Source organism: Deltaproteobacteria bacterium (genome assembly GCA_020845895.1).
Classification (GTDB): Bacteria; Lernaellota; Lernaellaia; order JACKCT01; family JACKCT01; genus JADLEX01.
Window position 1 is genome coordinate 16,561 of the sequence record JADLEX010000073.1, and the last position, 25,639, is coordinate 42,199.

Here is a 25,639-nt window from a genome sequence, read left to right on the forward strand (position 1 = left end):
GTCCTTAGGACTGCGGACGATCGACGAGCACGCCCGGATTCATCACCCACGACGGATCGACCGTCGTCTTTACGCGCTCCAGCACCTCGCCGAAGAGCGGATTGCGCTGCGTTTCGAACCATCGACGATGGTCACGCCCGACCGCGTGGTGGTGCGTAATCGGTCCACCGTTCGCGATGATCGCGTCCGACGCCGCTGCCTTGATCGCGTCCCACTGCGCGATCTCGTCACCTTCGCGGCCCGGCGCGACGACCGTGTAGTAGATGGCCGGGCCGTCGGCGTAGACGTGTGTGAAACGCCAGAAGACGAAACCCGCGCCGCACTCCTTCATTACCGCCGAGACCGCCGCGTTCATGACCGCGTCGTGAAACGCCGCAATGCGATCCCACGTCGTCGCGGTCTCAAGCGTCTCGGTGATGACGCCGCACCGCGCGAGCCAGTCGCGCACGTAGGGTGCACGGATGAACCGATCTTTCCACGTCGCGCCCGCATCCGGGTCGCCTTCCGACGCCCCGCTCCCCGCTCCGTCGCTGACGCCGCCGTGCATCGCAGCGATCTCCAGCGCACGGCGAAGCTTGTCGACCTGGGTGTGATCCGAGGACTCGAATCCGAGGAGAAGCACCGTACGCGCGCCGTCGCCGATGCCCATCGTGAACGCCTCGAGCGCCGAGATCAGGCGGCAGTTGGCGGGATTCAGGCCCGACTGCGCGATGGCGCGCACCGCGTCAACCGCGCCGTCCTGTTCGTCGAAACGCACGACAGCGCCTTCGCGAAACGTCGGAATCGCCTGAACGCGCATGGTCGCCCGCGTGATGACGCCGAAAACGCCCTCGGAGCCGATCACGAATCGGTTGGCGTCGGGGCCGTCGCCGGTGCCGGGCAGTTCGCGCGTCTCCCAGATTCCGCGCGGCGTGACCAAGCGCACCGACTGCACGAATTCGTCGATGTGCGTGTAGAGGGTGGCGAAGTGCCCGCCCGCGCGCGTGGCGATCCAGCCGCCGAGCGTCGAAAACTCGAAGCTCTGCGGATAATGACGAAGCACGAGACTGTGCGGGCGCAGCCCGTCGGCAAGATCCGGCCCGTAAATGCCCGCCTCGGCGCTCACAGTTCGCGACACGGCGTCGATGCGTAGGATGCGATTCAATCGGCGCAGGTCGCAGACGATCGCGCCCGCGTAGGCGTCGCCGACGCGCGGCTCGACGCCGCCGACGACGCTGGACCCGCCGCCGAACGGGATCAGCGCGACCGCGTGGTCGGCGCAAAAACGCATGAGCGCCGCGATGTCGGCCTCGTCGCGGGGATACGCCACGTAATCGGGCGCGGGTGAGAAGTCTCCGCGCATGGCGCGCACGACGTCGCGCCACGCCCGCCCATAGGTGTGGTTCGCGCGGTCGAACAAGGCGTCCGTACTGTACGCCGCGAGCTCGTCGGCAAGGGCGAAACGCGGCGCGCGAAGCGCGAGATCCTCGACGCGCGGGATCGGGCGCTCGCGCAGCTCGATTCCGCCGAACGCCTGCGTGAGCAGCGCCGCGTATCGCCGCTTCATGGCGTCGGGAACGGTCTCGTCCGCGTAACCCCATCCGAATACGTTGCGTCTCGACCAGTCCACCGTACCTCCCGCGACACGCCCTGTCGCTTGCGGCGCGCCTGACGTAGGGGCGCGATTTATCGCGCCCGGTTCAATCGCACCCCGCGCACCGCGCATCGGGCCGCCAACGCGTTACCGTGCGGGTGCGATGAATCGCGCCACTACAACATCGGCTCATCGCCATCCGTCGTTGCATCCGGGTTGTCCCGATCGATATTCCAGCGGATCGGATTTTCAATGATGTACTTTCGAATCCGTTTCATCTCGTCGTCGTCGCGAATGACGCGCTCGTAATAGTTCCGCTGCCAGGCGAAGGCTGGGTCGACATGTTCGCGGATCTCGCGCGCGGTTGTCGCCTTGAATGCGCGAACGATATTGCCGAGGGTCGGAGCGCGAGCGCTGTGCGCGGTCGACGGCGAATTGGCCGCGATGGCCTCGGAATTGGGCGCGATGAATCGCGCCCCTACGACCGTCCGAACCGTCGACGAATCGGGCGCTCGGTCGTACGTATCCAGTTCGTTGATGAGGATTCCGTGGATGTGATTCGGCATCACGATGAAATCCGAGAGCGCGATGTGACCGAATCGACCAGGCAATTCGGACCACCGAATTCGTGCGATCTCTCCCGCAGTTGTCAGCCGGACTTCGTCATCGAAAACGTCTCCGAATAGACAGAGACGCCCGGACACGCAAAGCGTCACGAAGTAAGCGCCGGGCAGGGAATAGTCATACCCACGCAATCGAATCGATCGCCGGCCGTGAATGCTCGGATCGAACGTCATCTCTGTTCCGCAGGGGCGCGAATCAACGCGCCCCCGGTCGGCCCCGGATTATTCCGTACAGGCTTCGGCGAGGTAGTCGAGACCGAAGTCATCGGCGAACTCGCTGCACTCCTCAATCGACGGAATCTCCCAGTCGGCCTCGGCCGAGATCACGAGTTCGAATTTCTTCACGGTCAAATGCCACGCCACGAGTTCCTCCAGCGACGGGCAGTCTCCCGGGATGAAACTCACGAATTGCGAGACGATGCACAAGCCGAAGACGTCGATCACCGCACCGATATCCGCGCCGTTCTCCGCATCGCCCACGCGGTAGATCGACTTGTAGCCCACACCGAACGACTCGGATTCGTTGAGCGCGTCCACGAGGTGCGGGACGTCGTCGATCGTCAGCTCGATCGACTCGCCCGGCTGCACGATGAACTTGCCGTCTTCATCCACGCGGGGGTCGGAGAACGGGATCATCACGCTCTCGTCCCAGGCTTCGGCGAGCTCGCCGTCGCCCATGAAGATCTGAAACTCGACCGGCACAGCCGCCATTTCTTCAGTGTCGTTCGAGACCTCGAAGTTCACGCCGACCTTCGTGACCTTCACGACGCCGCGAATACTTTCCGCGATCTGGTTGTCCGCCGAAACCGAGAGCACGCCCGGCTGAAGGATTTCGAGCGACGCGTCGCGCAGCTCGTCCTCGACGTCCTTCATAGCATCTTCGATGTCGTCGCTGTCGAATACACTGCTCGGGATGTAATCCTCCGCGAGATCTTCCAGCGACGACGAGAGCCCGTCGAGCGTCACGTCGGACGGATAGAAGGGCAGATTGAAGGGCACGAGCGGCAGCGTGCCGGTCGCGCCAATGCCGTCCTCGCTCACGTCCACATCGTCACAGGCCGCCGCGAAAACCAGCAGCGCCGACAACAGCAAAAATCCCAAGCGTTTCATTTCATCCCTCTCCTGGCCGCGCGCAGCGACCGAATCCGTACGTCCCACCATCGTTCGCCGCTCAGGCGGCTGGTTCAGAAATAAATATTGATGCCGCCCAGGATGTCCAGCGTCCCGAGATTCTTCTCCATGAAGAACTCCCGCGTCGGCGTCCCGGACGTGTATCGCCCTTCCAGTCGAAATGCCACGAAATCCGACAGCATCCAGTCGAAGCCGCCGAGGGCCGCCCAGTGGAATACCCATTCCTCGTCCGAGTTCTCCACCGCGATCAGCCGCTCGGTGCCCTTGCGTTCCATGACGATGTATTTGTACCCCGCCGCGCCGCCCACGAAGGGATTCACCGTCCATTTGCGAAACGGCTCGAAACGCAGCGTTCCCCACACCGGCATCGCCCGCCAAAAGCTCGTGCCGGGCACGTCGAGCTCGATCGTCTCGCCGTCCTTCCACAGGCGCTTGGGCGCGCCCTGCCCATATTCATAGGACAGATCGCCGGAGATCGAGAAGACGTAGAGGAAGTAATACTTGGCGTTCGCCTCGATGTGCATGAGGTAGTCGAACTCGTCCTTGACCTCGCGGTCCACGGGCAGGCTCGGCCCCGCGACGATTCCCGCCGACAATCCGCAGCGCGCCTCGGTCTTCGCGAACGCGGCGGGCGCGGCCGCGAGCGCGGCCAACAGGAATGCAACGATGGCGATGCGTCCGGACTTCAACGATCGGGGCCCTTTCCGCCGCGCATCTTACACAATGCCCCCAAACCGGCCAAGCGCGGCGACCGTTCCGGTTGATCGCGACGCCGAAACCCGGTACGTCAGGCGCATGACGTATTCACATCGCATTTCGATCGATCACCTGTGGGGACTCACGGCCGGGCTGCTGCTCGGCGCGGGGGCGGCGGGCCACGCGCTGCGCCTCGTCACGCTCGCGGGCACGCCGCTCGGCGCGCGGCACGCGGTCGCGGGATTCGCGATCCTGCTCTACACGCTCGCCGGAGTCCTCGCGCTGCTCCGCCGCCGCGAGGGATTGTGGATCGCGATCCTCGGCCCGGTCGGCGGCGTCACCGCCGTGACCCTCGCACCGAACGCGCACATCGACCTTTTCCAGATCGTTCTCGCAATCCCGCAGATGGCCGCGCTGGCGCTGTCGGTGTGGCTGCTGCGGGCGCGGCGATTCGGCTGACCCAGGCGGATACGCCGCCGCCCGTCAGCCGGCCGACGCCTGCCGGATCCGTTCGATCACGCGGACGCGATCCCGGTGCCACTCGCGCGCCGTAACCCGCAGGTGACGCCAGCGTCGGTGATTCAACACATTCGGAACATGGACGTACTTTTCGTAAACATGGGTCGGCGCGCCGCCATCGTCGCACAGGACTGCGAGCGAGTATTTTCGCGAATCATCGCCGTGCACCACGGCGACCGGAAGTCGGAATTCGGACGTGCCAACCGTCGTCTCCACGGGCAAACCGGCTTTTTCGAGATCGAGGGCGATTTGATGGTGCAGTGGAAGATACAGTTCGTCCGCGTGAGTCGTCCCGCCGCCGTCGACACGCCGTTTGGTCTGATCGTTCACGAGTGAGAGGATTTTTTCGGCTTGGTTCCGTCGACCTTCGCCCATGTGATGCGCGAACTCTACAAACGCCTTGAACAGGCGGGGGCCGTCGTTCCGCGTGTTCGCGACCGACAGCATCGACGGGTCGAACGAACTGACAACCACCACCTCGACCTTGGCACGCGACACGGCAACGTTGAGCCGCCGTTCGCCGCCCTTTTGCCCGAGCGGGCCGAACCGGGCCGGCACGTACGTTTCCTCGCTTCCGTCCCGCTTTTTTCGGATCGTCGGCGCGTAGCCGAGGGAAAACACAATCACATCGCGTTCGTCGCCCTGTACACCTTCGAGATTTTTCACGAACGGCCGCGCGTCCATCTGCTCCGCGGACGCGGCGGCGTCATAGACCCTGGCGAACGCGGCGTCGGCGCTGCGCCGAACGTCGATTTCATCGAGGATGGCACGCCGCTGCGAGATGTTGAACGTCACGACGCCAACGCTGAGGTGATCGGGACGCAGCAGGATCTCGCCGACGACATCGACCACGCGTTTTGCCTCGGGAAGATTCACACTCTCCGCCCACACCCCGTCGGGCACCCTCACCCAGCGCACGGCGGGCGGCGCGGATCGGCTGAGCGTCGCGGGAATCGTGAGCAGCGAACCGCCGTACATCGAGTGGTTGGAAAACGCGATGAGTTCCTCGAACAACGCGCGATAGTGCCAACGCAGCGGCGCGCCGACACCGACATTTCTCGCAAGCACCAGCAACGATTCGGACTCGAACACGTCGAGGGGTACGTCCCGATCCGTCTCGTCCGATTCGTCGGCTTCGATGCCGGACGCAGCCTTGAAAAACGAGGTGGGCGGCATCTGTTTGTCGTCGCCCGCAATCACCGCCCGCCGGGCGCGCGTCAGGACGGGGAATCCATTTTCCACGGTGCATTGCGACGCTTCGTCGATGATGAGCAGATCGAAGATCGGCTCACGTGGAAACAGAATCGCCGTGGTCTCGGGAGACATCAGCCAGACCGGCACGATGTCGAGCAGTCCCTCGCGGGCGTACCGTCGCACGAGAGTGCGCATCGGCATCACGTTTCGCTGCTTGCGGCACTCGCGGACGATGGTCTCCCGCACCGTCTGTTCGGGCGTGCGCCGCGCGCGGGGTTCGGCGGGATTGACCGCCATGAGGCCGAAGCGATCCCCCTCGACCGCGATGCGCTCGGCCTCTTCGCGGGCGATGGCCTGATGGAGTTCCAACAGACGGGCCGACGCCTGCTCCAGGCTCCCCATCGGGGGTGCCTGATCGAGGATACGCAGGTCGAACATGGCGTCTTCGCATTGCGCGAGCCACGCTTCGGCCCAACCGCGGCGAACGGCGTCTGCCCAGTCGCTTGGCGACGCATTCACCGGACCATCGGCCAAACCTTCGGCCAAAGACGTCGCGCCCGCGTACAGACTCGCGATCGCTGTCAGGACCCGATCCGCCTCGACGAGCCGGTGGGCGTCGGAACCGAATGCGTCGCGAAGTCGCGCGAGTTCGGGGCTCGCCATCCCGACGGCGTGCGGAAACGTCGCGGCGACCGCGGCAACGGTCGATTGCGCGGCATCGAACGCGTCGGCCAACTCCACGGCCTGTCCGCACCGCGAAATCCAGGATAACCACCCGTTCTGCGGTTCTGTCGCGCCCGGCTCGATCGGCCAGGCGTCGACGCGCTCCAATTGCCGCTTCGAAATCGCGAGTTTCGATGCGAGATCCCACCAGTGTGTGATGCATCCGATCAGTTCCAGCAATTCGCCCGCGTCGCGCGGAAGGAGCGTTCGCGCGCGCAGAATCTGCAACGCGGATTCCGCAGCCCTCCACGCCCGCGCGGCACGAATGCGCCGCTCGAGCGCCGCGACCAGTTCGAGCCTGATCTTCGCCTTGGCCTGCTCGGGCCACTGGCGCACGAGCGTGTTGCGGATGATCCGCTTGGCCTTTCGCCAGGATGGGCGAAGGAACCGGAAAAACGATGATGCGAGTCGGCCGGCGACCACAACGGCTTCGGTCAGTTCCGTCGATTCATCGATCTGCACGCGCGTCGACTCGGCCGCGGCCGCGGCGCGCTCGCCGTCCGCCTCTTCGAGCCCCTCGTAGGGGACCGGCATCGCCACGTGCAGCCGGTCGCGAATCGCCGCGGTCTCGGCCGCACGCGCGAGCCGGTCGCGGGGGGATTGAAGATCGGCCGGCGAAATTCCGGCGAACGATGCACGCGGGGCGAACAACGCGCCGGATCGATATGGGCTCGATGCCGTCCAAAACCCGGCGTAGGGGTGAAGATCCTTCACCATTTGCGTCAATCGGCGCAGGTCGTCGCGGCCGATGGATGCCAGATCCGGGAGAGCGACCGGAGGTGTCGCGATCGACGCGGCCATCGTGTGCAATTGCCCCACGGCGAGGCCGCTGAGCGTAGGCGTCGCGAGAATCCGGTCGCGCGTGGCGAGCTGATCCTCGATGTCGCGGATCTCGGCCCGGAACTGTGACATCTTCGCGTCGCTGAACCGTCGGCGATCCGAAGCTTCCAATCGATCCGCGACGTGCGTGTACAGAGCCTTGCGATCGTCGTGAACGTCGTGAACGACGGCGGCGAGGTGCCCGATGCCCGCGCCATCCATGCGCTGCTTCACGACGTCGAGCGCAACGCGTTTTTCACAAACGATCGCCACCCGTTGCCCCTTGGCGAGCGCGTCGGCAACCAGATTGACAATGGTCTGGCTCTTTCCCGTCCCCGGAGGACCGTCCATCACCATCAGCCGCGCCGCCCGCGAACGCAAAACCGCCTCGCGCTGGCTCGGATCGGAATAGACGATGGGCTGGTCGGGTGAATCGGACAATGCCGGAGGACGAAATTCCGGTCTATACGAAGCGGGCAGAATGTCGCACGCCGCGTTGAGCGACGTTTCGAGATTCGTCGCCGACGACGGATCGAGTTTCTGGAGCAGTTCATCGTAGTCCTGAAGCAAGTCCGAACTCGATTGCGGAAAAAACCCAACGATGGCGTTTTCCGCCAGCGCAATGCCCTCCGGCAGCAAACCCGCCGCGGCGACATTCAATTCCTCAAACGGAACCAGCGTGCCGGTCAGGGGCTTCGCGTCCAGACCCAGATCGCGCAGCGCGTCGAGCAGTGTCTCGGCGCTCACGGCGGCTTTTTCGTCGAGCGTTTGCGCGAGTTCGTCGGTGAACGCGTAGTTTTTCTTGGCGAACAGCAGACGGATGAGCGCCTGATTCGCGATGGCCGGATCGGATTCGCGCCGTCGAAGCACGTAGGTGCCCGCGCCACGTGCGTCGGAAACGAGAGAATACGGATGCAACACCAGCGGGGCGCGCACAAAAAATCCGCCGACGTTTCCGACCAGAAACGGATATCCGACAAACAGGTCGCGACATCCGGTTTCCTCGACCCGCGCCCGGAACTCGCGGTCCAGATTGCGCAGGGTCCGCGCCGTGTCGGCGGCGACCTTGTGCAGACCGGCTTCGTCGCCGCTCAGAAGGGGAATGACGTTTTCGGACCACAGCAACGCCACGATGCGCTCGGACCGTCCGTCGATGATCCGGTCCAGCGAAGCGAGATCGAAATGCCGGCCGGTGACGGCTTTGTACAGGCGCACGCTGGGGCTGCGGCCGTCGCCGCTCACAAGCCGCTCGCGCAGATGCTTGAGCGCGCCGGCCAGCGCGTCGCGTGTCTTGACCTCGGCCAGCCCCCGCGCACGCGCCGCCTTCTCCTCATCCTCGCGTCGTTTGCGTTCGGCCTGCGTCAGTCGAAAAACGAGCGACTGATCGAGACGCACCGCGCCGTCGGCGTCGGCGACCGGCGGCGATTCGACCTCCAGCCGATGCTCCTGCACGGACGATTCGATGGTCGCCGTGGCGGTTTCGTCCCACGACGCTTTCCCGAGAATCCGCGCCAACCGGCGCAATCCCACCGCGCCGCCGCCGCGACGCGCGAGACCCGCGAATAATCCCGCGAGCGCCGTTCGCGCTTCGAACTTGCCCGGCGGCAACGATGGAAGCGGGCGTTCGACGGGCCGGTCCACGCGCTCGATCTTGAGCGCCCGCGCGGCGGCGGTCAGCAGATAACGGAACAAGTGCTCCTGCTGCAGGCTGCGACCGACCGCCGCCAAAACGTCGAGCTCGCGAACGTGGATTTCGCGATCGGCGAGAATCACGTGCATCATGATGTTGAAGACGCTGGCGGCGACCGGCTCACCGCCCGCGATGGCGACGGGCAGCAACTCGCCGAACCGCGCGAGCGCCTTTTCGCCGTCGAGCAGATCCTTCCAGCCGGGAACCACGGTCGAAAACGTGTCTTCGAGCGCCTTGGTCTCCGTGTCGTCAAGGCTGTCGTCGGCCATGGCCACGAGCGAAGCGGCGCACAGCGCGAATTCCTGGATTTCGGGCGCCGGCGTCCCATCGTCCTGAGTTTCGTAGAATCTCTCCGCGGAACCGCCGAGAATCGTTTCGAGCACGTCATCCACGTCGGCGAGCGTTCGTGTTCCCGGGCCGCGGCCCGTGGCGGCGCAGAAGGCGTCCGTCTCCGAAAACAGCAGCAGCGCATAAGCCCGCAACAAGTGTTCGGGATGCGAGCCGAGCTTTTCGGTTTCGGCTTTTTCCGTTTCGCCGAAGAGCACTTTTGCCTGTTCGATGTAGGCGGGGGCGTCGCCCGCGAGTCGTTCGGCGGGAAGTCCGGTCACCATGGCCATCATGAGCCGGATAGGGTCGTCGAGCGAACCGGTGGCGAGTGCCGCAAAACGGTCCGCTGTGAATTCCATCGCCATCGAGACGCGCGAGGCGAGGACACGTACGGAGTCGGGGAGCCGGTGATCCCACGCGATAGCCGACGCGAAATCCATGGCCAAACGGCGCTTTGTCTGCGCGAATGCGTTGGTGTGCGCGAGATGATGGCCGAATTCATGGCCGAACAGGGCGATGAAACTTCCCCGGTCGAGCAGCGTGGACCACTGACCCTGAAGACTGATGAATACCACGTCGGGGCAGATGAAATTCGCCGCGCGGGCTTCGCCGCTCGCCTGATAAATCTCGATCGCGCGATCGAGTCCGAGTGCGCCGGCCGCCGATTTGGCGTATTCGAACACGTCGGGCGCCATGTTTTCGGAGAGTTTCACGTGCGTCGTCAGCAGGCGTCGTCGAATACGTTCGGAGTCGTGTTTTTCGAGATTCACAGCCCCACCGGAATTGAAAATGCCGGTGGCCAACAACGAGTCGGCGAACACGGGTTCACCCCGAAATCGAAACCTCTCCACATCGATCGCACGTTTTTCCGCGCTGGCCATCGCAACGTCTTCGGACATGTTTCCCCCCCGGTTCGGGCTTTGCTCGAAAACGCACATTGTTGATCGCGCCGCCTCGGGCAGCGACAATCCGTCATGGTTCGATCATGAAACTTCGCGCGCGGGCCGTTTCGTCTAGGCGTCGGCCCGAACGACCCAAATGAAACTGTTCATCAGGCTACTGCCAGTATACGACGCATGGGGTCATGCATTCAATCAATGCGCTCGAACGGATACAGGCTCAAATTCCGGACGCGATAACCTGCTCGAGATTTCTCCCATCCGCACCCGCGGGAACCGGCCGTCACGACTCTCTCACGCGGATCGCGTACTCCCCGCTGACCTCCACGTCGATCCGCCAGCCGCCGTCCACGCGAATGGGCGTGACCACGCCGATGCCCGTGCCCGTCACGGTCGGCGATGTGTCGATGTCCGACGGCATCCACAAATCCGCGACGCCGGGCGCGTCGGTCGTCCCCTCGACGAGCAGGTCGCCGTCGCACGGCGTGGCTTCGAGGCGCGTGAGACGTCCCGGCGCGGCGCGAGGATAGGCGCGGTTCAGGCATTCGCGGATGGGAAATCGCGCGTTGCCGCAAGCGGCCTGTTGCTGTTCGATCCATCCGGGGGTGGGCGGCCACATGACGTTGTGTGGGTCGCCGCACTCCTGCTCCCACTGCCACCACGCGCCGCCGGAGTGCCGATACGAATCTTCGAGCGCGGCGAACCTTCGCATCCAGTCGTCGGCTTCCGCGTCGCCGCCGAAGTGGTTGTACTCGCCGTACCACAGCGGCGCGCCGTAGAGGCGGCCCACCAGATCGAACAGGAGGAATCCGAACTCCAGCGAGAGCGGGTTGAAGATTTCCATGTACTGGTGAACGGCCCACGCCGCGTTGTCGATTCGCGGGACGAACGCCGAGGGGATGCCGTCGACGACCGGTTCGAAGAAGAGGATGTGTCCCGCCGTGCCCGCCTCCTGCTCGGCCGCGCGAATCGCCGCTTCGGCGTCGAGGTAATACTGGCTCAGACCCTGGTACGTGGCGAGGACGTCGGAGCCCCGACCCGGCTCGTTGATCAAATCGTAACCCGCCACGCGCGAATCGCCGGCGAATTCGGTCGCGATCGTCGCCCACAGATCGACGAGCTCGTCGCGAATGCCGTCGGTGTTGTCGTAGAAATGATCCCACGCGCGGATCACGGCGGGGCTCTCCTCGCGTCGTCCGGGCGTGCAGGTGGGTTCGCCGTCGGTGATCGTCGCCCACTCGGGCGCGCCATCCCACCCGCGCTGATGGCTCGTACCGGGCGGGCAGACCTCTTCCGCGGGCGTGAAGACGAACTTCGACCACGCGTCCTGATGCATGTCGATCACGACGTACAAGCCGCGCTCCCCGGCGTCGTCCACGGCGGTGCGCACGCGCGCAAGGTAGTCTTCGTCAAACGCGTCGCGTTCCGGCTCCCACGCGGACCACGTGGTGACGAGACGCACGACGTTGTGGCCGAGGGCTGCGACGTCGTCCCAGTCCTCGTCACTCAGTTCCGCCACGGTAGGAAGCGTGGGATCGGTCTCGAAGTAGTCGCCCAGGTGGTTGAAGTTCACGCCGCGCAGGAGTACCTCGCGGCCGAGATCGTCCGCGATATGGGCTGCCGGACCGGTCACGGCGCGCAGACGCGGAGGATCCTCGTGCGTCGCGGAATCGTCATCGCCATCGTCGTCGGGAAGCGGCGGCCACGTGTCGTCGTCCGCGTCGTCGTCAATCGCGTCGTCGTCGCCCGTGTCGTCGTCGATGGCATCGTCGTCATCCGGCGACGTCGAGTCCCCATCGCCGGATGATCCGCACCCGACGAACAACCACACGCCCAGGACGGCGAACACGAAACCGCGTAAGAAGTGACCGGTCATCGCGGGAGTCACCCCTCAAGTGAATGACGACCGTTCCATCATTGGCGATGCGTGCCGCCGGTGCAAGAATCCGTCGGGCGCGACGCGAATCTTCCATGCGCGACGCCGCGTTTCGTGGTAAACGGGGAGATGGGAATCGGGACGTCTTCGCGACGATCCCAATGGCTTGGATTTCGCGATTGCGGGGGAGCGGCTCATGACCGGTGATTCGAAGGGCGTCCAGGCGTCGCTCGACCGGGGCGCCCTGGAGGAAGGGCGGCGTTCGATCCTTGCTCGGATCGCCAAGCTCGAGGAGCGTCGCTCCACGGCGAAGCCGGAGATCCTCGACAAGCTGCTGGCGGAACAGAAATCCAAGCTCGCGGATGTGGACCGGCAACTCGCCGCCGCCCCGCGCACACCCGCTCCGACTCCCGCACCGACTCCCGCTCCTGCACCCACGCCCGTTCCGACGCCCGTTCACGCTCCCGCTCCAACTCCCGTTCCCACTCCAACTCCCCCGCCCGCTCCCGTTCCACGGGTCGAATTGCCCGAGACGGCACCCGCGCCGGAGCCTGAACCGGAGCCCGAACCGATTGGCGAACAGCCGCGTCCGTGGGATGTTTCCTTTGGGTCGCGTTTCGACGACGAATTTCCTCCCAAGAAATTTCCGTGGGCGCTCGTCGTCGCGGGAGCGGTCGTGCTCGCCGTATTGGCACTTGGGTACGCCTACATCACAAAAGCCGGCGTTTCCCCGGCACCCAGCGCGCCGCCCCCGGTCGCGGCGGCGTCGCCAACGCCTTCTCCGACGCCTACGCCGACACCGCCGCCGGTTGATCATCTGGCGAAGGGGACGGAGCTTTGGTGGACCCGCGGTCCCGAGAAGGCGGCCGAGGCGTTGGTCGAACTCCGCGTTGCGGCGAGTGCGTCGCCGCCATCCGCGGAGGCCGAGGCTCGCATCGCGGAAATCGAGTTGCTGCTCGCCGCGCAGACCGGGCGCGACCGCGAGGCCATTGCGAAGGCTTGCGAAGCGGCCGAGCGGCACTTCGCCGCGCCGTCACCGCCGGCGTCCGCCGGTCGTGCCAGGGCGACTTGCGAATACGCGCGAAAGCGATACGGCCCGGCGCTCGCCGCGGCGACCGCGATCCTGTCCGTGTCCGGCGACGCTCCGCCCGACGCCGAGACGCACCTTCTGATCGGCCGAATCCATCAAGCGAATCGCCAGGGAGACAAGGCGCTGGCGTCGTACGAAAAAGCCGCGTCGCTCGGCCCGCGCTTGTTCGAAGCCCGGCATCTCGCGGCCGAGGTTCGCGCCGCGCGTCGCGACTTCAAGGGAGCGATCGAGGCTCAAACGGCGGCGCTGGCGATCGCCCCGCAAAGCGAAATCGCCGCGAAGAAACTCGCTGAGTACAAGGCCGCGCTGAAGCCGGGCGAGGACGAAGAGGACACGACGAACGAGGACGCCTTCACGCAGTATTATCAAACGGCTGTCCGAATGCGGAATGAGGGCCGATTCGCCGAGGCCGCCGCGCAACTCGATCAGGCGATCGCCCTACGTCCCAACGCGTCGCTGCTGCTGACCAAGGCGCGGTGGGTGGCGGACACCGACCCGACCGGCGCGCTCGAGGCCGCCAAACGCGCTTCGGCGGCGGGCAGCGACGAAGCGTGGTACTGGATCGGTGCGTTGGAGCAACGCGCGGGACGCACGGGAAACGCCATCGCGGCGTACGAGGCCTACCTCGCCCGCAACCCCGGCGGGTCATACGCGGCCGAGGCGCAAAACGCGCTCTCGAAGCTCAAGGGGCCCTGAACGATCGGATATTCACACGTGCGGAATCGATCCGCGCGTTCGCACATCGCCAGTGACGGGGAGCGATCATTCGGTCGTCTCGCCGAAAGCTTGACGACGCGGAAAAACACGACGTGACAACGGCGCCGTCCGAATTTAAGATCGGGATCGTCCAGAAACGTTCGAATTATTCGGGCAGACTTAACGGCAGGCCCGATGCTGAGCTCGGCGACATGCGTGTCGCCCGGACGAACGTGACCGCGCGCGCATGATTCACAGAACAGGGGGAATCGAAATGAAGAACGTGGAAATGAGCCGGGACGGCGACATCCTGACGATCAAGGTCGACCTGAGCCGGGAGTTCGGACCTTCCGCTTCCGGAAAGACGATCATGATCGCGACCACGGAAGGCAATGTGTCCATACCGGACGACGATGAGAAAAAGATCGGTCTCAACATCTACAAGAAGAAACCGACGACCTGACGCGCTCTGATGCGAGATCTTCCTCGATCTCGCCGGCAGCGTGCGAACAACCCGCGACTCGAAGCAGCATGACCGGACGAAATTCCGGGAAGACGGTGGCTCCTACGCATCCGATCGATCGCCCCGTTTCCCGCCGATGGCGCCGTAACTTTTGAGTTTGCGGTAAAGCGTCGCCGATCCGATGCCGAGTTGCTCGGCGCTGCGCGTTTGGTTGCCGCCGTTCCGATCGAGAACGGACAGGATATATTCTTTTTCGACGTCTTCGAGCGACTTCACCTCGCCCGATTTCGCCGGGATCGCAATCGCCTGTCGGACTTCTTCGGGGAGATCGTCGAGTTCCGTACGCTTGACGCGCCCCAGTGCGACCGCGCGTTCCATGGCGTTTTCCAGTTCACGGACATTGCCCGGCCAGTCGTAACGCAGGAGCTGATCCGCCACACGCGGCGAAAGACTGGAGATCGGGCGTTTGAGTCGAAGGGCCGCCTCGGCCTGCAGGACGCGGGCGAGCGGGAGGATATCGTCCCGCCGATCGCGAAGAGCGGGCATGTGCAACTCCACGACGTTCAGCCGGTAATAGAGGTCCTTGCGAAAGCGGCCCGACGCGATGTCCTCGATCAGTTCGCGGTTCGTCGCGGCGATGACGCGGACGTTGATGGCCCGGGATTGGTTTTCCCCGACGCGGCGGATCTCGCGCTCCTGCAATGCGCGCAGGAGTTTGATCTGCATTGCCGGCGAGACCTCGCCGATTTCGTCGAGCAGCAGCGTCCCGCCATTCGCGGCCTCGAAGAGCCCCGGGCGGTTTTGCACCGCGCCCGTGAACGCCCCTCGCGCGTGTCCAAACAGCTCGCTCTCCAAAAGCGTTTCGGTGATCGCACCGCAGTTAACCGCGATGAACGGTCCGCGCGCGCGCGCGGATTGGTCATGCACAAACCGCGCGATGCGCTCTTTGCCCGTCCCGCTCTCTCCCGTGATGAGCAGCGTGGTGTCCACCTTGGCGACCCGCTGGGCGAGATCGATCAGGCGTCGCATGGCGGTGCTCTTCGAGACCATTCCGAGCGGTTCATCGACTTCGCTCGCGACGCGGGCGAGCACGCGCGTCCTCTCCTGCAGCTTGTGTTCAACTTCCTTGAGTGTCTCGGTGATCTGGTGAAGCGAGACGTCGAGCCAGCCGTTCAGGTTTTCGAGACGAAAGAAATGCAGCTCTTCCGCGCGATCGTCGCCCCACTCTTCGCGGGTTCGGCCCAGCAGGTGACACGCCGCGTCGCCCCGGCCGATGCAACGCTCTTCCAGGACGTAGATGTCCTGGCCCAATGTCCGACTCAGGTACCCGCTGGTCAGGCCGCAGATCGTCCAGCAGACGGGGGACTCGCTGCGTCCCAGGTGGGCGATGTGCTGCTCCGCCTCGTACGAACTCAACAGCGTTCGACCTGCTTTCGAAAGTGGATCGGCGTTATCGGGATCGAACCGGAACATCCCCGCCAGCATGTGGATGTGACCGCCGGCCATCCGTTGGTCCTCGTCACTGTCCCACTTGTAATGAGCCTGCATCGCCTCGGCCATCCGCCACCCGTGAATGTAGCCGAATCGGGTGAGGAATCCCCGGGCGGTCGCGAGACCGAAATGTTCGATGAGGTCCTTGCGCAGACTCCCGATCGCGGTCGTGTCGATGATGAGCGCGCGCTGACCCGCGAAGAGGATCGTTCCGCTCTCGGCGTCGTACTCCACCAATTCCTGAATATTCAGGTCGTCGATTCGCATGGCATTCCCTCATTTTGATGGATGGTCTGCCCATTTGATCGTTTCAGCAAGCATTTTTTCGCCGGGTTCGCCCGGAGCCCTCGTCGGGCGGTCTGCTTCCGAAGAATTCGAGGTCATCCATCCTCATCGGCACCACGTGATCGAAGACGCCGACGCATGTCCGCGGCGAGCCGTTGCACCCCCGTAATGATCGACGTCGGATCAATTTGATGCGCCCCGCCGGTCGTTGTTTCGGAACGCGATTTCTCAAAGGGCCGTGAATCCCGGCACTTCCACGACGGCGCGAGCCGGGCACGAGACGTGCACACGCCAACGCCGACCCACAAAAGGAGCGTTTCATGAGACACTTTTTCAGGTTCGGATTTCTGATGTTTCTCGCAACGGCGCTTTTCGCCTTGCCCGCCTGCACGGATGACAGCCAGGACGATGCCGAGGACGCGATCGAGGATGCCCTCGGGCTCGAAGTTGAATTCAACAGCGACGATCTGGGCGTATCGACGCCGGACGGCTGGAATTTCCTCTTCGCGGTGAAGCTGGAAGGCGACGACGTCAATCTCGTGGTCGACGACTTCAAGATCGATCTGACGCTGCTCGACGAGATCGACGGGATCGACCTGTCCGAAATTGACCACATGATCGCGATGGCGCGGGTGGACGGACTATCCGGATTCGGCAAGCGCCTCCGCTACGCCAACAAAATGATCATCAAGGACAACATCCTGCGTCTGGACAACAAGGCCATCAGTCTGCTCGGCGATTCGATCGGCCCTTCGGGCGAAGGATGGTACGCGATCTACTACGCCGATGTGCAAAACGGCTACATCCGTGGAACCGTGGAATGCAACGGCGATCCGATCGAGGGCGCCCCGGCGGTTGTGACCGCGGGCGGATTTTTCACGTATTCGGCCAGTGACGGCGCCTGGGCCCTGCCCACGCTCGCCGGCCTGCCCGGGGTCGTGACCGTGTCCAGCGATGAGTGCGTTTGCGCGTCGGCCGTCCCGGTCACCGACACCAACAAGAACCCCAATCCCAAGTCGGATGACCCGGATGACACCCCCAAGTGCGAGACCTTCCCCGACGACACGCCGACCATCGACGCCGAAATCTGCGTCTGCTGTCCGCCGCTCCCGGCTGACGATGACACCGCTGACGACGATACCGCTGACGACGATACCGCTGACGACGATACCGCCGACGACGATACCGCCGATGACGACACCACCGACGACGACACGGCCGATGACGACACGGCCGACGACGACACGGCCGATGACGACACGTCTGACGACGACGACTCGGGCGGTATCGATTTCGAAAATGGATCGCTCGACGGTTGGCAGGTCACTTCGGACTGCGCGATCTACGGCATCAGCGGCGATGCACACGGCGCCCCGTTCCCCGGCGGCTCCGAGGCCAACTACCTCTACGCTTCGTCCGGCGGCAACATGGTTCCGAGTTGCACCATGACCCTCACGACCGTGGTCCCGGATGGAATGTCGGAACTGGAAATCAGTTACGACTTCATCAGTCAGGAGTACGAGGAATGGGTCGGCAGCGTGTATAATGACATCTTCACGGTCATCGTTCAGGGTTCGCCCGAATACCTGGTCAACCGTACCGTGAACAACGTGGCTCTGGTCAACGATTGGTCGGAGATCGCGGCCGACTCTGCCGCGGCGACCATCGCCCAGATCGCGTCGTCGGTCGACGCCCAGTACAATCCGTCGGGCTCCTCGCCGCACAGCAACGGCCCGTACCAGTTCGACGGCCATCTCGTCTGGGGCGGCTCGGGCGATACCACGCCCCGCGGCCTGCCCGAGAACGACAACCTCGGTCGCACCGCCACGGTCGCGCTCCCCACGGACATGTCCACGATCACCATCATCGTCACCATCTCCGACGTCGGCGACAAAATCTATGACTCCGTCGGCGCTATCGACTACCTCATGTTCAAATAGATCCACCCGCCGGAAAAAAATGGGGTGTTCGCCAAAGTCCGTGGATACCTCGTTCCTCGGCCAATTGCGGCAGTCGCTTCGAGGAATGACGGGCCGAATTGTTTGCAAGCAAATCGACGTATTTTCAAAGACTTCCCAAATCTTCTTTCGAGGCTTTCATCGCGGTTCGACCTCTGCGTTTCTTCCTCGAAAACCAGGGCGGAGCCCTCTAGCCACTGACTTCGACGAAGAACCCGAATTTAGCGGAGGGTGCGCGTCAAATCAACGACGAGGAGGAACCAGGAGCGGCCGGTCTATTCGGCACCCCGTTGACTTCCCCCGGCCATTCCGCAACAACGCCGCTGCCGCCTCGGCGATGGTCGCCGCTAACCGTTTCGTGACGGCTCTCGCTTGGGTCGTGCGGGCGATTGTGTAGAATACCACCGTTTTTTCGGGCGCGTGTGCGCCGTGGGCAAAGGATGGGGCGATGAACTGTCGGGAGCGCTTTTTGGCGGCGTGCAGGTGCGAGCCGGTGGACCGACCGCCCGTGTGGGTGATGCGTCAGGCCGGTCGTTATCTGCCGGAGTACCGCGAGCACCGCGCGGCGCACGAGTTTTTGGACGTCTGCCACACGCCGTCGCTCGCGGCGGACGTGACGATGATGCCGCTCGATCGCTTCCCCGAACTCGACGCGGGCATCATCTTCTCGGACATCCTCGTGGTGCCCGAGGCGATGGGCATCGCCGTGAGCTACCCCAAGGGCGGGCCGCAGATGGACCCGATCATCCGCACAGTGGCCGATCTCGACCGCGTGCGCGATCCCGACATCGACACCGACATGGGTTACGTCGGTGCGGCGATCGCCGAGGTCAAGCGGCGCGTGGGGCCCGACAAACCCATCCTCGGATTTTCCGGCGCGCCGTTCACGCTCGCGTGCTACATGACGCAGTCGGAAAAGGGCGACCGGGGCCACGGCGCGCGGATGCTGATGCAGCGCGACCCGGATCTGCTCGAGGCGCTCATCGACCGGCTCACGCCCGTCGTCATCGAATACCTGCGCATGCAGATCACGCACGGCGCGGACGCGGTGCAGCTCTTCGACACGTGGGCGGGCGAACTTTCCCCGGGGGATTACGACCGCTTTTGCGCGCGCTCGCACCGGCACATCTTCGAAGGGCTCGCCGATTTCGACGTGCCGCGCATCCTGTTCGTCAACGGCGCGGCGCCGTATCTGGAGCGCATGGCCGAGTCGGGCGCCGAGGTGCTGGGCATCGACTGGCGCGTCGATCCGGCGCAGGCTCGGTCGCGGATCGGCGAAGGCATCGCGCTGCAGGGCAATCTCGATCCGCTGGCGCTCTACGGTCCGCCGGCGCGCGTCGCGATCGAGGTGCTGCGCATGCACGAGCAATTCGGCCCGCGCGGGCACATCTTCAACCTCGGTCACGGCGTGCTGCCCGACACGCCGGTCGAGGGCGTCGCGGCGTTTGTTGAAACCGTCGCGCAATTAGGCGCCTGAACGTGCGGAGCAGAACGATGAGCGGACAGGTTCAGAACGAATTCTCGCCCGAGGCGGCGGCGAAACTGCCGAGCCCCCTCGACGTACCCGAGGCGATGTGGACGCGCTACTCCACCCGCGCCCCGCGCTACACCAGCTATCCCACCGCGCCGCAGTTTCACGATGGCTTCGACCGCGACCGCGCGCGCGCGGAATACGAGGCGTGTCGCGAGCGCGACGCCATATCGCTCTATCTGCACATTCCGTATTGCGAGCGGCGCTGCCTGTACTGCGGGTGCCATCTGTTCATCAAAAAAGACCGCACGGTGGGCCGCGAATACGTCACGCGCATGCTGCGCGAGGCCGAACTCGTCACCGCTCTGACCGGGCGCGGGCGGCGCGTGCTGCAACTCGCGCTCGGCGGCGGCACGCCGAACTTCTTGCTGCCCGAGGACATGCGCCGCTTGATCGAGGGGCTGCGCGAGCGCTTCGAGTTTCCCGCCGACGGCGAGCGATCCATCGAGATCGACGTGCGCACCGTGGATGAGGACTACATCGACGGCTTGCTCGATCTGGGCTTCAACCGCTTCAGTCTGGGCGTTCAGGACCTGAACGTCGAGGTGATCGACCGGCTGCGCAAGAACCAGTCGTCGGATTACGTCGGCCGCGTGGTCGAGCACTTGCGTCGGCGCGGCGTGATGAACGCGCTCAACTTCGATCTCATGTACGGCCTGCCGGGCCAGACCGCCGAGACGATGGCGGGCTCGGTGGACGAGGTGATCGCGATGCGTCCGTCGCGCATTGCGCTCTTCGGCTACGCGCATGTGCCGTGGATCCGGCCGCATCAGGCGGGCGTGGAAAAGCTCGGGTTGCCGGGCGACGCCGAGCGCGTTGCGATCTGGGGCACGGCGTTCACGAAGTTTCAGGCGGCGGGCTACGTGCCGATCGGCATGGACCACTTCGCCGAGCCCGAGGATGAGCTGTATCGCGCGCAGATCCACGGAGTGCTGCACCGCAATTTCATGGGCTACACCACGCACCGCGGTCTCGATCAGGTCGCGCTGGGTGTGTCGTCGATCGCGGCGGTCGGCGCGGTGTACGTGCAAAACGAGAAGGAACTGACGAACTACGACGCGACGATCGACCGCGGCGAATTGCCGTGGATCAAGGGCTACGTGCTCACCGACGACGACCGGGTGCGCCGCGACATCATCATCGATCTGTTCGCGAACTTTCATCTCGACACGGCGGCGTTCGGGCGCACGCACGGCCTTCGTTTCGCGGATGCGTTCGCGCCGGAGATCGAACGGCTCGCGCCGCTTGTCGCCGACGGGTTGCTGGAGATCACGGACGAAGCGATTCACGTCCACCCGCTGGGCCGGTTTTTCATCCGCAACGTGTGCATGGTGTTCGACCGCTACCTCGGCGCGGACACGGCGCGTTTTTCCAAGACCGTCTGAGCGCGGCGTTGCGCGGGATAAGGATGGTTCGATGACGGCGACACCGTTCGTCTCTCCGTTCGCTTCGCCCGAGGGCGCGATCGCGACCGGCGTGGTCGTGCTCAACATGGGCGCGCCGCACGACGACGCCATGGTCGAGCCGTTCCTCTACGAACTCTTCGCCGACCCCTATATCATCCAGCTTCCGCTCGGGCGGCTGTATCAGAAGCCGCTCGCGCGCATGATCTCGCGCAAACGCGCGCCGAAGATGATTCCGATCTACCGCAAGCTCGGCGGCTCGCCGCTGTTGCCGCAGACGCGCCAACAGGCGCAGGCGCTGGAGCGGCGCACGGGGCTGCCGTGTTTTGTCGCGATGCGCTACACGCCGCCGCGCGCGGTCGACGCGATCGCGGAGTGCGTCGCTCGGGGAATCCGCCGCTTGGTTGCGCTGCCGCTGTATCCGCAGTTTTCGCGTACGACGACCGAGACGTCCCTTGTCGATCTTCGCGAAGAGGCGGCGCGCGCGGGCATCGAGGTCGTCGACGTGCGCGAGTATCCCGAGCACCCCATGTGGATCGAGGCGCTGGTGAAGCGCTGGGAGGAAGCGGCGGGCCCGGCGCTCGGCGCGCCCCTTCGCACGCACGTTCTGCTCGCCGCACACGGCATCCCGCGGGCATATGTGCGGCGCGGCGATCCGTACATCAAGCAGATCGAGGCAACGGCGGCGAAGCTGCGCGCGCGCATCCCCGCCGATCTGCCCGTGAGCATCGCGTATCAGAGCCGCGTCGGGCCCGTGAAATGGACCGGACCGTACATCGACCACGAGATCGAGCGGCTCGGCGACGAGGGCGTGAAGCGCCTCATCGTCATGCCGATCGCGTTCGTGAGCGAGCATCAGGAAACGCTCTACGAACTCGACGTGACGATGAAGGAGATCGCGCACGCGCACGGCGTGGAGGACTTCATCCGCGTGCCGACGGTGCGCGATCATCCGCTCTTCATCGAGGCGCTGGCGGAACTGGTGCACGGCGCGCTGGCGAAGGGCGTGGGAGGAGCGGCATGAGCGCGATGCGCGACGTGATCGTGGTAGGCGGCGGCATCTCCGGGCTCGTCGCCGCGTGGCGGATTCGCGCGGCCGGGCGCGACGCGCTCGTGATCGAGGCCGAGGGCGAGGTCGGCGGCAATATCCGCACCTATCGAGACGGCGATTACGTGCTCGAACGCGGACCGCACAGCTTCATGGGCGGCGCGGAGGCCATCTGGCGGCTGCTGGCGGATCTCAAGATGGAAGACCGCGCGCTCGCGGCGTCGGCCGCCGCCGACAACCGCTTCGTGTACCGCGACGGGCGGCTGATTCCGATTCCGCTGTCGCCGGGCAAGTTCATCGCGTCGCCGCTGCTTTCGGCGCGCGCGAAACTGCGCCTGATGTCCGAGCCGTTCCGCAAGGGCGGCGCGAAGCCGAACGACACGGCGCTCGAGTTCTTCCACCGGCGATTCGGCGTCGAGGCGACGACGTTTCTCGCGGGCGTGTTCGTGTCGGGGATCTATGCTGGCGACCCGGCGCGGCTCGGTGCGCGTGCAGCGTTTCCGAAGTTCTGGAACTTCGAGCGCGACCACGGGAGCATGATTCGCGGTTCGATCAAGTTCATGCGCGAAAAGAAAAGGCGCCTCGGCGCCGAGGGCAAGACGTCGCGCAAGGGGCTCTACAGCTTTCGCGAGGGGCTCGGGTTTCTCGCGACAGCCGTGGCGCGCGAAGTCGGCGTGGCGAACATCGTTACCGGTGCGCCCGCCGAGGCGATCGAGAGAATCGATGGCGGTTGGTGTGTTCGCGCGGGTGGCGGCGAATACGAAGCGAGGGCGCTGGTTGTGGCCGCTCCGCCGCACGTCGCCGCGCGCCTCCTCGCGCCCATCGACGCCGAGGCCGCGCGCATCGCGGGGAGCATCCCCATGGCGCCGGTCGCCGTCGTGCATCTCGGCGGGCCGATCACGCCGAACCTGCCGTCCGGCTTCGGCGCGCTCATTCCCAGGCATTACAAGATCCGCACATTGGGATCGCTTTTCGCGTCGCAACTCTTCCCGGGCCGCGCGCCCGAGGGCAAGTTCCTGAACACGAGTTTCATCGGCGGCATGTTCGATCCCGACGCGCTGAAGCTCTCCGACGACGACCTTATCGTGCTCGCGAAGTCGGACCAGAAGCAATTGATGGGTCTCACCGTGTTCGATTACGCGAGCGTGCTGCGTTACACGCACGCCATCCCCCAACTCACGCCCGATCACCCGGAGCGGATGGAGGCGCTCGCCGCGCGCGTCCGCGCAGTGCCCGGCCTCGTGCTCGCCGGCAACTACATCACGGGCGTCGGCGTCGATCACGCGGTCGCGAGCGGCTATGCCGCCGCGGAGGGGATCGCGGCATTCTTCGGATCGACGGGCTCTTAACACGAGCCGCCAGCGCGCTCATAATCGCTTCGGATCTTCGTTGGAGGGCGACGTGCGCGCGCGCGGGATTTATGTTTTCGTTCTGATCGTCGGTGTTGCGACATTTGCGAGCGGCGATGACGTGACCGGCGTGGTTTTTCACGACGCGGATCACTCCGCGCGGTCTCACTACGTGCTGCATCGCAACGCGACCGATGTTGTGCTGCCCGGCGTGGATGTCGCGCTCATCGACGCGGTCGGCGAGGTCGCGGCGCAAACCGACGCCGACGGTGCGTTCGTGTTCGAGGGCGTCGCGGACGGCTTCTACCTGCTCGACACGCAGGACGGCGGGCACGACGCCACGTCGAGCAACGTCGCGCGCCGCGTGCCAGAGGCGATCCGCGAAGGCGAGCTCGTGATGGTGAGCTTGGGTGACAGCATCGGCGCGACCGGCACGCCGTATCCATCGCGCCTCGCCGATCTGCTGGGTGAACTCACGACGGTCGATCTGCACAATATCCATGTCGGCGGCAGCAAGAGCTGGGACTGGCTGCCGGGCGGGGGCGGCGACGGTCACTATGAGGACCTGCTCGAACCGCTGCTTGAGGACGCGGACCTCTTCACGATCACGCTGACCGGCAACGACATGGAGGCTTACATCGACGGGCTCACGCCCCCGTATGACGTGTGGGAGGTGCTGGGCCGCGTGATCGATCATCCCGAGTACGTGCTGGAGTCGTATCCGCGGCTGCTCGACCTGATCGACGCGATTCGCACGGCGAATCCGGGTGCGGACATCGTCTACGCGATCTACCCGAACTTCGCGAACAGCACCTTCATCTACGACCGCATCGGTCCGGATCTTCAACCGCTCGCGGCGGTGATCGTCGACCTTTACATGGGGATCGGCCGTGTGGTGGTGGCGGGCGAGACCGACGCGCTGCTCGCTGACATGGATGCGTTCTACGGCGACGCGTGGCTGGACGATTATCTGATCGACGAGGTGCATCCGAGCGAAGCGGGCTCGCAGGACTACGCGGAGCAGATGTTCATCGCGCTCGGCGGTGTGCGCGTGGGGGATGAGCCACTCGGGCTCGATCGCGAAATCGGCCTGTACGCGCCGGATCTCGCGCCGGCCGATGACGACACGGATGATGACTCCGACGACGATATGGACGATGACACGACCGATGATGACGCGTCGGATGACGACGACGCGACGGATGACGATACGGTGGACGACGACGTGAGCGACGACGATTCCCTCGACGATGACACGATGGACGATGACTCCGATGACGACCAAACGGACGATGATTCGGCTGATGATGATGCCTCGAACGATGACGACGCCACGGGCCAAGGCGGCGGGGATGATGATGACGATGCGTGCGGCTGTTGAGGTGGTGTTTACTCTGGCCCTGTCGACGATCGCCGCGATCGGGTGCTCGACCGATGACGGCGATGACGACTCTTCGACAAGCTCAGAGCCGGGCGACGACGACGCCACCGCCGATGACGATTCGGACGACGACACGGCGGACGACGACGCGCCGGACACGTGGCGGCTCGGCGATCCGGTCACGGTTGTGCCGTCGGGCGGGCTGCCCGACGAGGTCGAATTGCAGGACGCCAACAACAACCTCGACGTCGTGCGTCACGACGGTCGCGTCTACCTCGCTTGGCGTACCGCGCCGACGCATTTCGCGAGCGACCGGGTCGTCGTGTGGATCGTGTCGAGCGAGGATCAGGAGAACTGGGATTTCGAGGCGAGATTCGATTACGACACGGATTTGCGCGAGACGCGGTTGCTGTCATTCGACGGTCGCCTGTTCCTGTACTTCGCGCTGCTCGGCACCGACCCGTTCGACTTCGAGCCCGGCGGGATGATGGTGACGGAGCGCGTGGGCGCGGGCGATTGGACCGAGCCGGAGGAGTTTTACGAGCCGGACGAGGGATTCATTCCGTGGCGGACGAAGGCGGTGGACGGCATCCCCTACATGCTGACTTACGTCGGCGGCGGATCGATCTACGACTTTTCCGGCGATCCCATCAAGGTTCACTGGCTGACCACCGAGGATGGCCGAACGTGGACGCCGGTCGTGCCGGGGGAGCCGGTGGTGCTGGAGGGCGGCTCGTCGGAGACGGATTTCGCGATCTTGGACGACAGGACGATCATCGCCGTCAGCCGCGTCGAGGCGGCGGACCCGATGGGGTGGGGCTCGAAGATCTGCCGCGCCGAGGCCGACGCGCCGGGCGACTGGCAGTGCGTGATC

General features: G+C 64.9%; 17 protein-coding genes. 10 read left to right on the top strand and 7 right to left on the bottom strand.

What is annotated here, in order from left to right; all coding sequences use genetic code 11:
- Window positions 1-4: 4 nt before the first annotated feature.
- The 4 genes from IT350_09895 to IT350_09910 form a co-directional block, all read right to left on the bottom strand.
- Window positions 5-1,705: an FAD-binding oxidoreductase gene (locus IT350_09895; GenBank protein ID MCC6158351.1), complete on the bottom strand. Its 1,701-nt coding sequence runs from the start codon at window positions 1,703-1,705 to the stop codon at window positions 5-7.
- A gap of 44 nt (window positions 1,706-1,749) precedes the next feature.
- The gene (locus tag IT350_09900) at window positions 1,750-2,370 is read right to left on the bottom strand and encodes a transposase (protein MCC6158352.1); all 621 of its coding nucleotides are present in this window, start codon (window positions 2,368-2,370) and stop codon (window positions 1,750-1,752) included.
- Between the two features lie 48 nt (window positions 2,371-2,418).
- Window positions 2,419-3,306, bottom strand: coding sequence for a hypothetical protein (locus tag IT350_09905; protein MCC6158353.1), 888 nt, complete (start codon window positions 3,304-3,306; stop codon window positions 2,419-2,421).
- A 74-nt stretch (window positions 3,307-3,380) separates the two neighbouring features.
- Complete coding sequence (locus IT350_09910; protein ID MCC6158354.1) at window positions 3,381-4,016, bottom strand: outer membrane beta-barrel protein; 636 nt, start codon at window positions 4,014-4,016, stop codon at window positions 3,381-3,383.
- Window positions 4,017-4,122: 106 nt separating this feature from the next.
- Between IT350_09910 and IT350_09915 the strand changes: the two genes are divergently transcribed.
- Window positions 4,123-4,482, top strand: a complete 360-nt coding sequence (locus IT350_09915) for a hypothetical protein (GenBank protein MCC6158355.1) — start codon at window positions 4,123-4,125, stop codon at window positions 4,480-4,482.
- 24 nt (window positions 4,483-4,506) lie between these two features.
- On the opposite strand, the gene IT350_09920 is transcribed toward IT350_09915, so the two are convergent.
- Both IT350_09920 and IT350_09925 read right to left on the bottom strand, forming a co-directional pair.
- On the bottom strand, window positions 4,507-10,194 hold the full coding sequence (locus tag IT350_09920) for a DUF4011 domain-containing protein (GenBank protein ID MCC6158356.1): 5,688 nt from the start codon (window positions 10,192-10,194) through the stop codon (window positions 4,507-4,509).
- Between the two features lie 283 nt (window positions 10,195-10,477).
- Window positions 10,478-12,070, bottom strand: coding sequence for a cellulase family glycosylhydrolase (locus tag IT350_09925; protein MCC6158357.1), 1,593 nt, complete (start codon window positions 12,068-12,070; stop codon window positions 10,478-10,480).
- 196 nt (window positions 12,071-12,266) lie between these two features.
- Between IT350_09925 and IT350_09930 the strand changes: the two genes are divergently transcribed.
- The gene (locus tag IT350_09930) at window positions 12,267-13,856 is read left to right on the top strand and encodes a tetratricopeptide repeat protein (GenBank protein MCC6158358.1); all 1,590 of its coding nucleotides are present in this window, start codon (window positions 12,267-12,269) and stop codon (window positions 13,854-13,856) included.
- Between the two features lie 274 nt (window positions 13,857-14,130).
- On the top strand, window positions 14,131-14,319 hold the full coding sequence (locus IT350_09935) for a hypothetical protein (GenBank protein ID MCC6158359.1): 189 nt from the start codon (window positions 14,131-14,133) through the stop codon (window positions 14,317-14,319).
- A 102-nt stretch (window positions 14,320-14,421) separates the two neighbouring features.
- Here IT350_09935 and IT350_09940 read toward each other — a convergent pair whose 3' ends face one another.
- The gene (locus tag IT350_09940; protein MCC6158360.1) at window positions 14,422-16,077 is read right to left on the bottom strand and encodes a sigma-54-dependent Fis family transcriptional regulator; all 1,656 of its coding nucleotides are present in this window, start codon (window positions 16,075-16,077) and stop codon (window positions 14,422-14,424) included.
- A gap of 338 nt (window positions 16,078-16,415) precedes the next feature.
- Between IT350_09940 and IT350_09945 the strand changes: the two genes are divergently transcribed.
- The 7 genes from IT350_09945 to IT350_09975 all read left to right on the top strand — a co-directional run.
- A complete protein-coding gene (locus IT350_09945) occupies window positions 16,416-18,035 on the top strand; it encodes a choice-of-anchor L domain-containing protein (protein MCC6158361.1) in 1,620 nt (539 codons plus the stop codon).
- A gap of 466 nt (window positions 18,036-18,501) precedes the next feature.
- On the top strand, window positions 18,502-19,530 hold the full coding sequence (gene hemE, locus IT350_09950; protein ID MCC6158362.1) for a uroporphyrinogen decarboxylase: 1,029 nt from the start codon (window positions 18,502-18,504) through the stop codon (window positions 19,528-19,530).
- 17 nt (window positions 19,531-19,547) lie between these two features.
- Window positions 19,548-20,969, top strand: a complete 1,422-nt coding sequence (gene hemN / locus IT350_09955; protein MCC6158363.1) for an oxygen-independent coproporphyrinogen III oxidase — start codon at window positions 19,548-19,550, stop codon at window positions 20,967-20,969.
- A 31-nt stretch (window positions 20,970-21,000) separates the two neighbouring features.
- Window positions 21,001-22,011: a ferrochelatase gene (gene hemH, locus IT350_09960; protein ID MCC6158364.1), complete on the top strand. Its 1,011-nt coding sequence runs from the start codon at window positions 21,001-21,003 to the stop codon at window positions 22,009-22,011.
- Entirely contained in the window at window positions 22,008-23,384 is a 1,377-nt protein-coding gene (hemG, locus tag IT350_09965) for a protoporphyrinogen oxidase (protein ID MCC6158365.1), read from the top strand. Before hemH ends, hemG begins: the two co-directional genes overlap by 4 nt.
- Before the next feature lie 52 nt (window positions 23,385-23,436).
- A complete protein-coding gene (locus IT350_09970) occupies window positions 23,437-24,765 on the top strand; it encodes a hypothetical protein (GenBank protein MCC6158366.1) in 1,329 nt (442 codons plus the stop codon).
- Window positions 24,743-25,639: hypothetical protein (locus tag IT350_09975; GenBank protein MCC6158367.1), on the top strand; the 897-nt coding region annotated here is incomplete at its 3' end. The genes IT350_09970 and IT350_09975, both read left to right, overlap by 23 nt.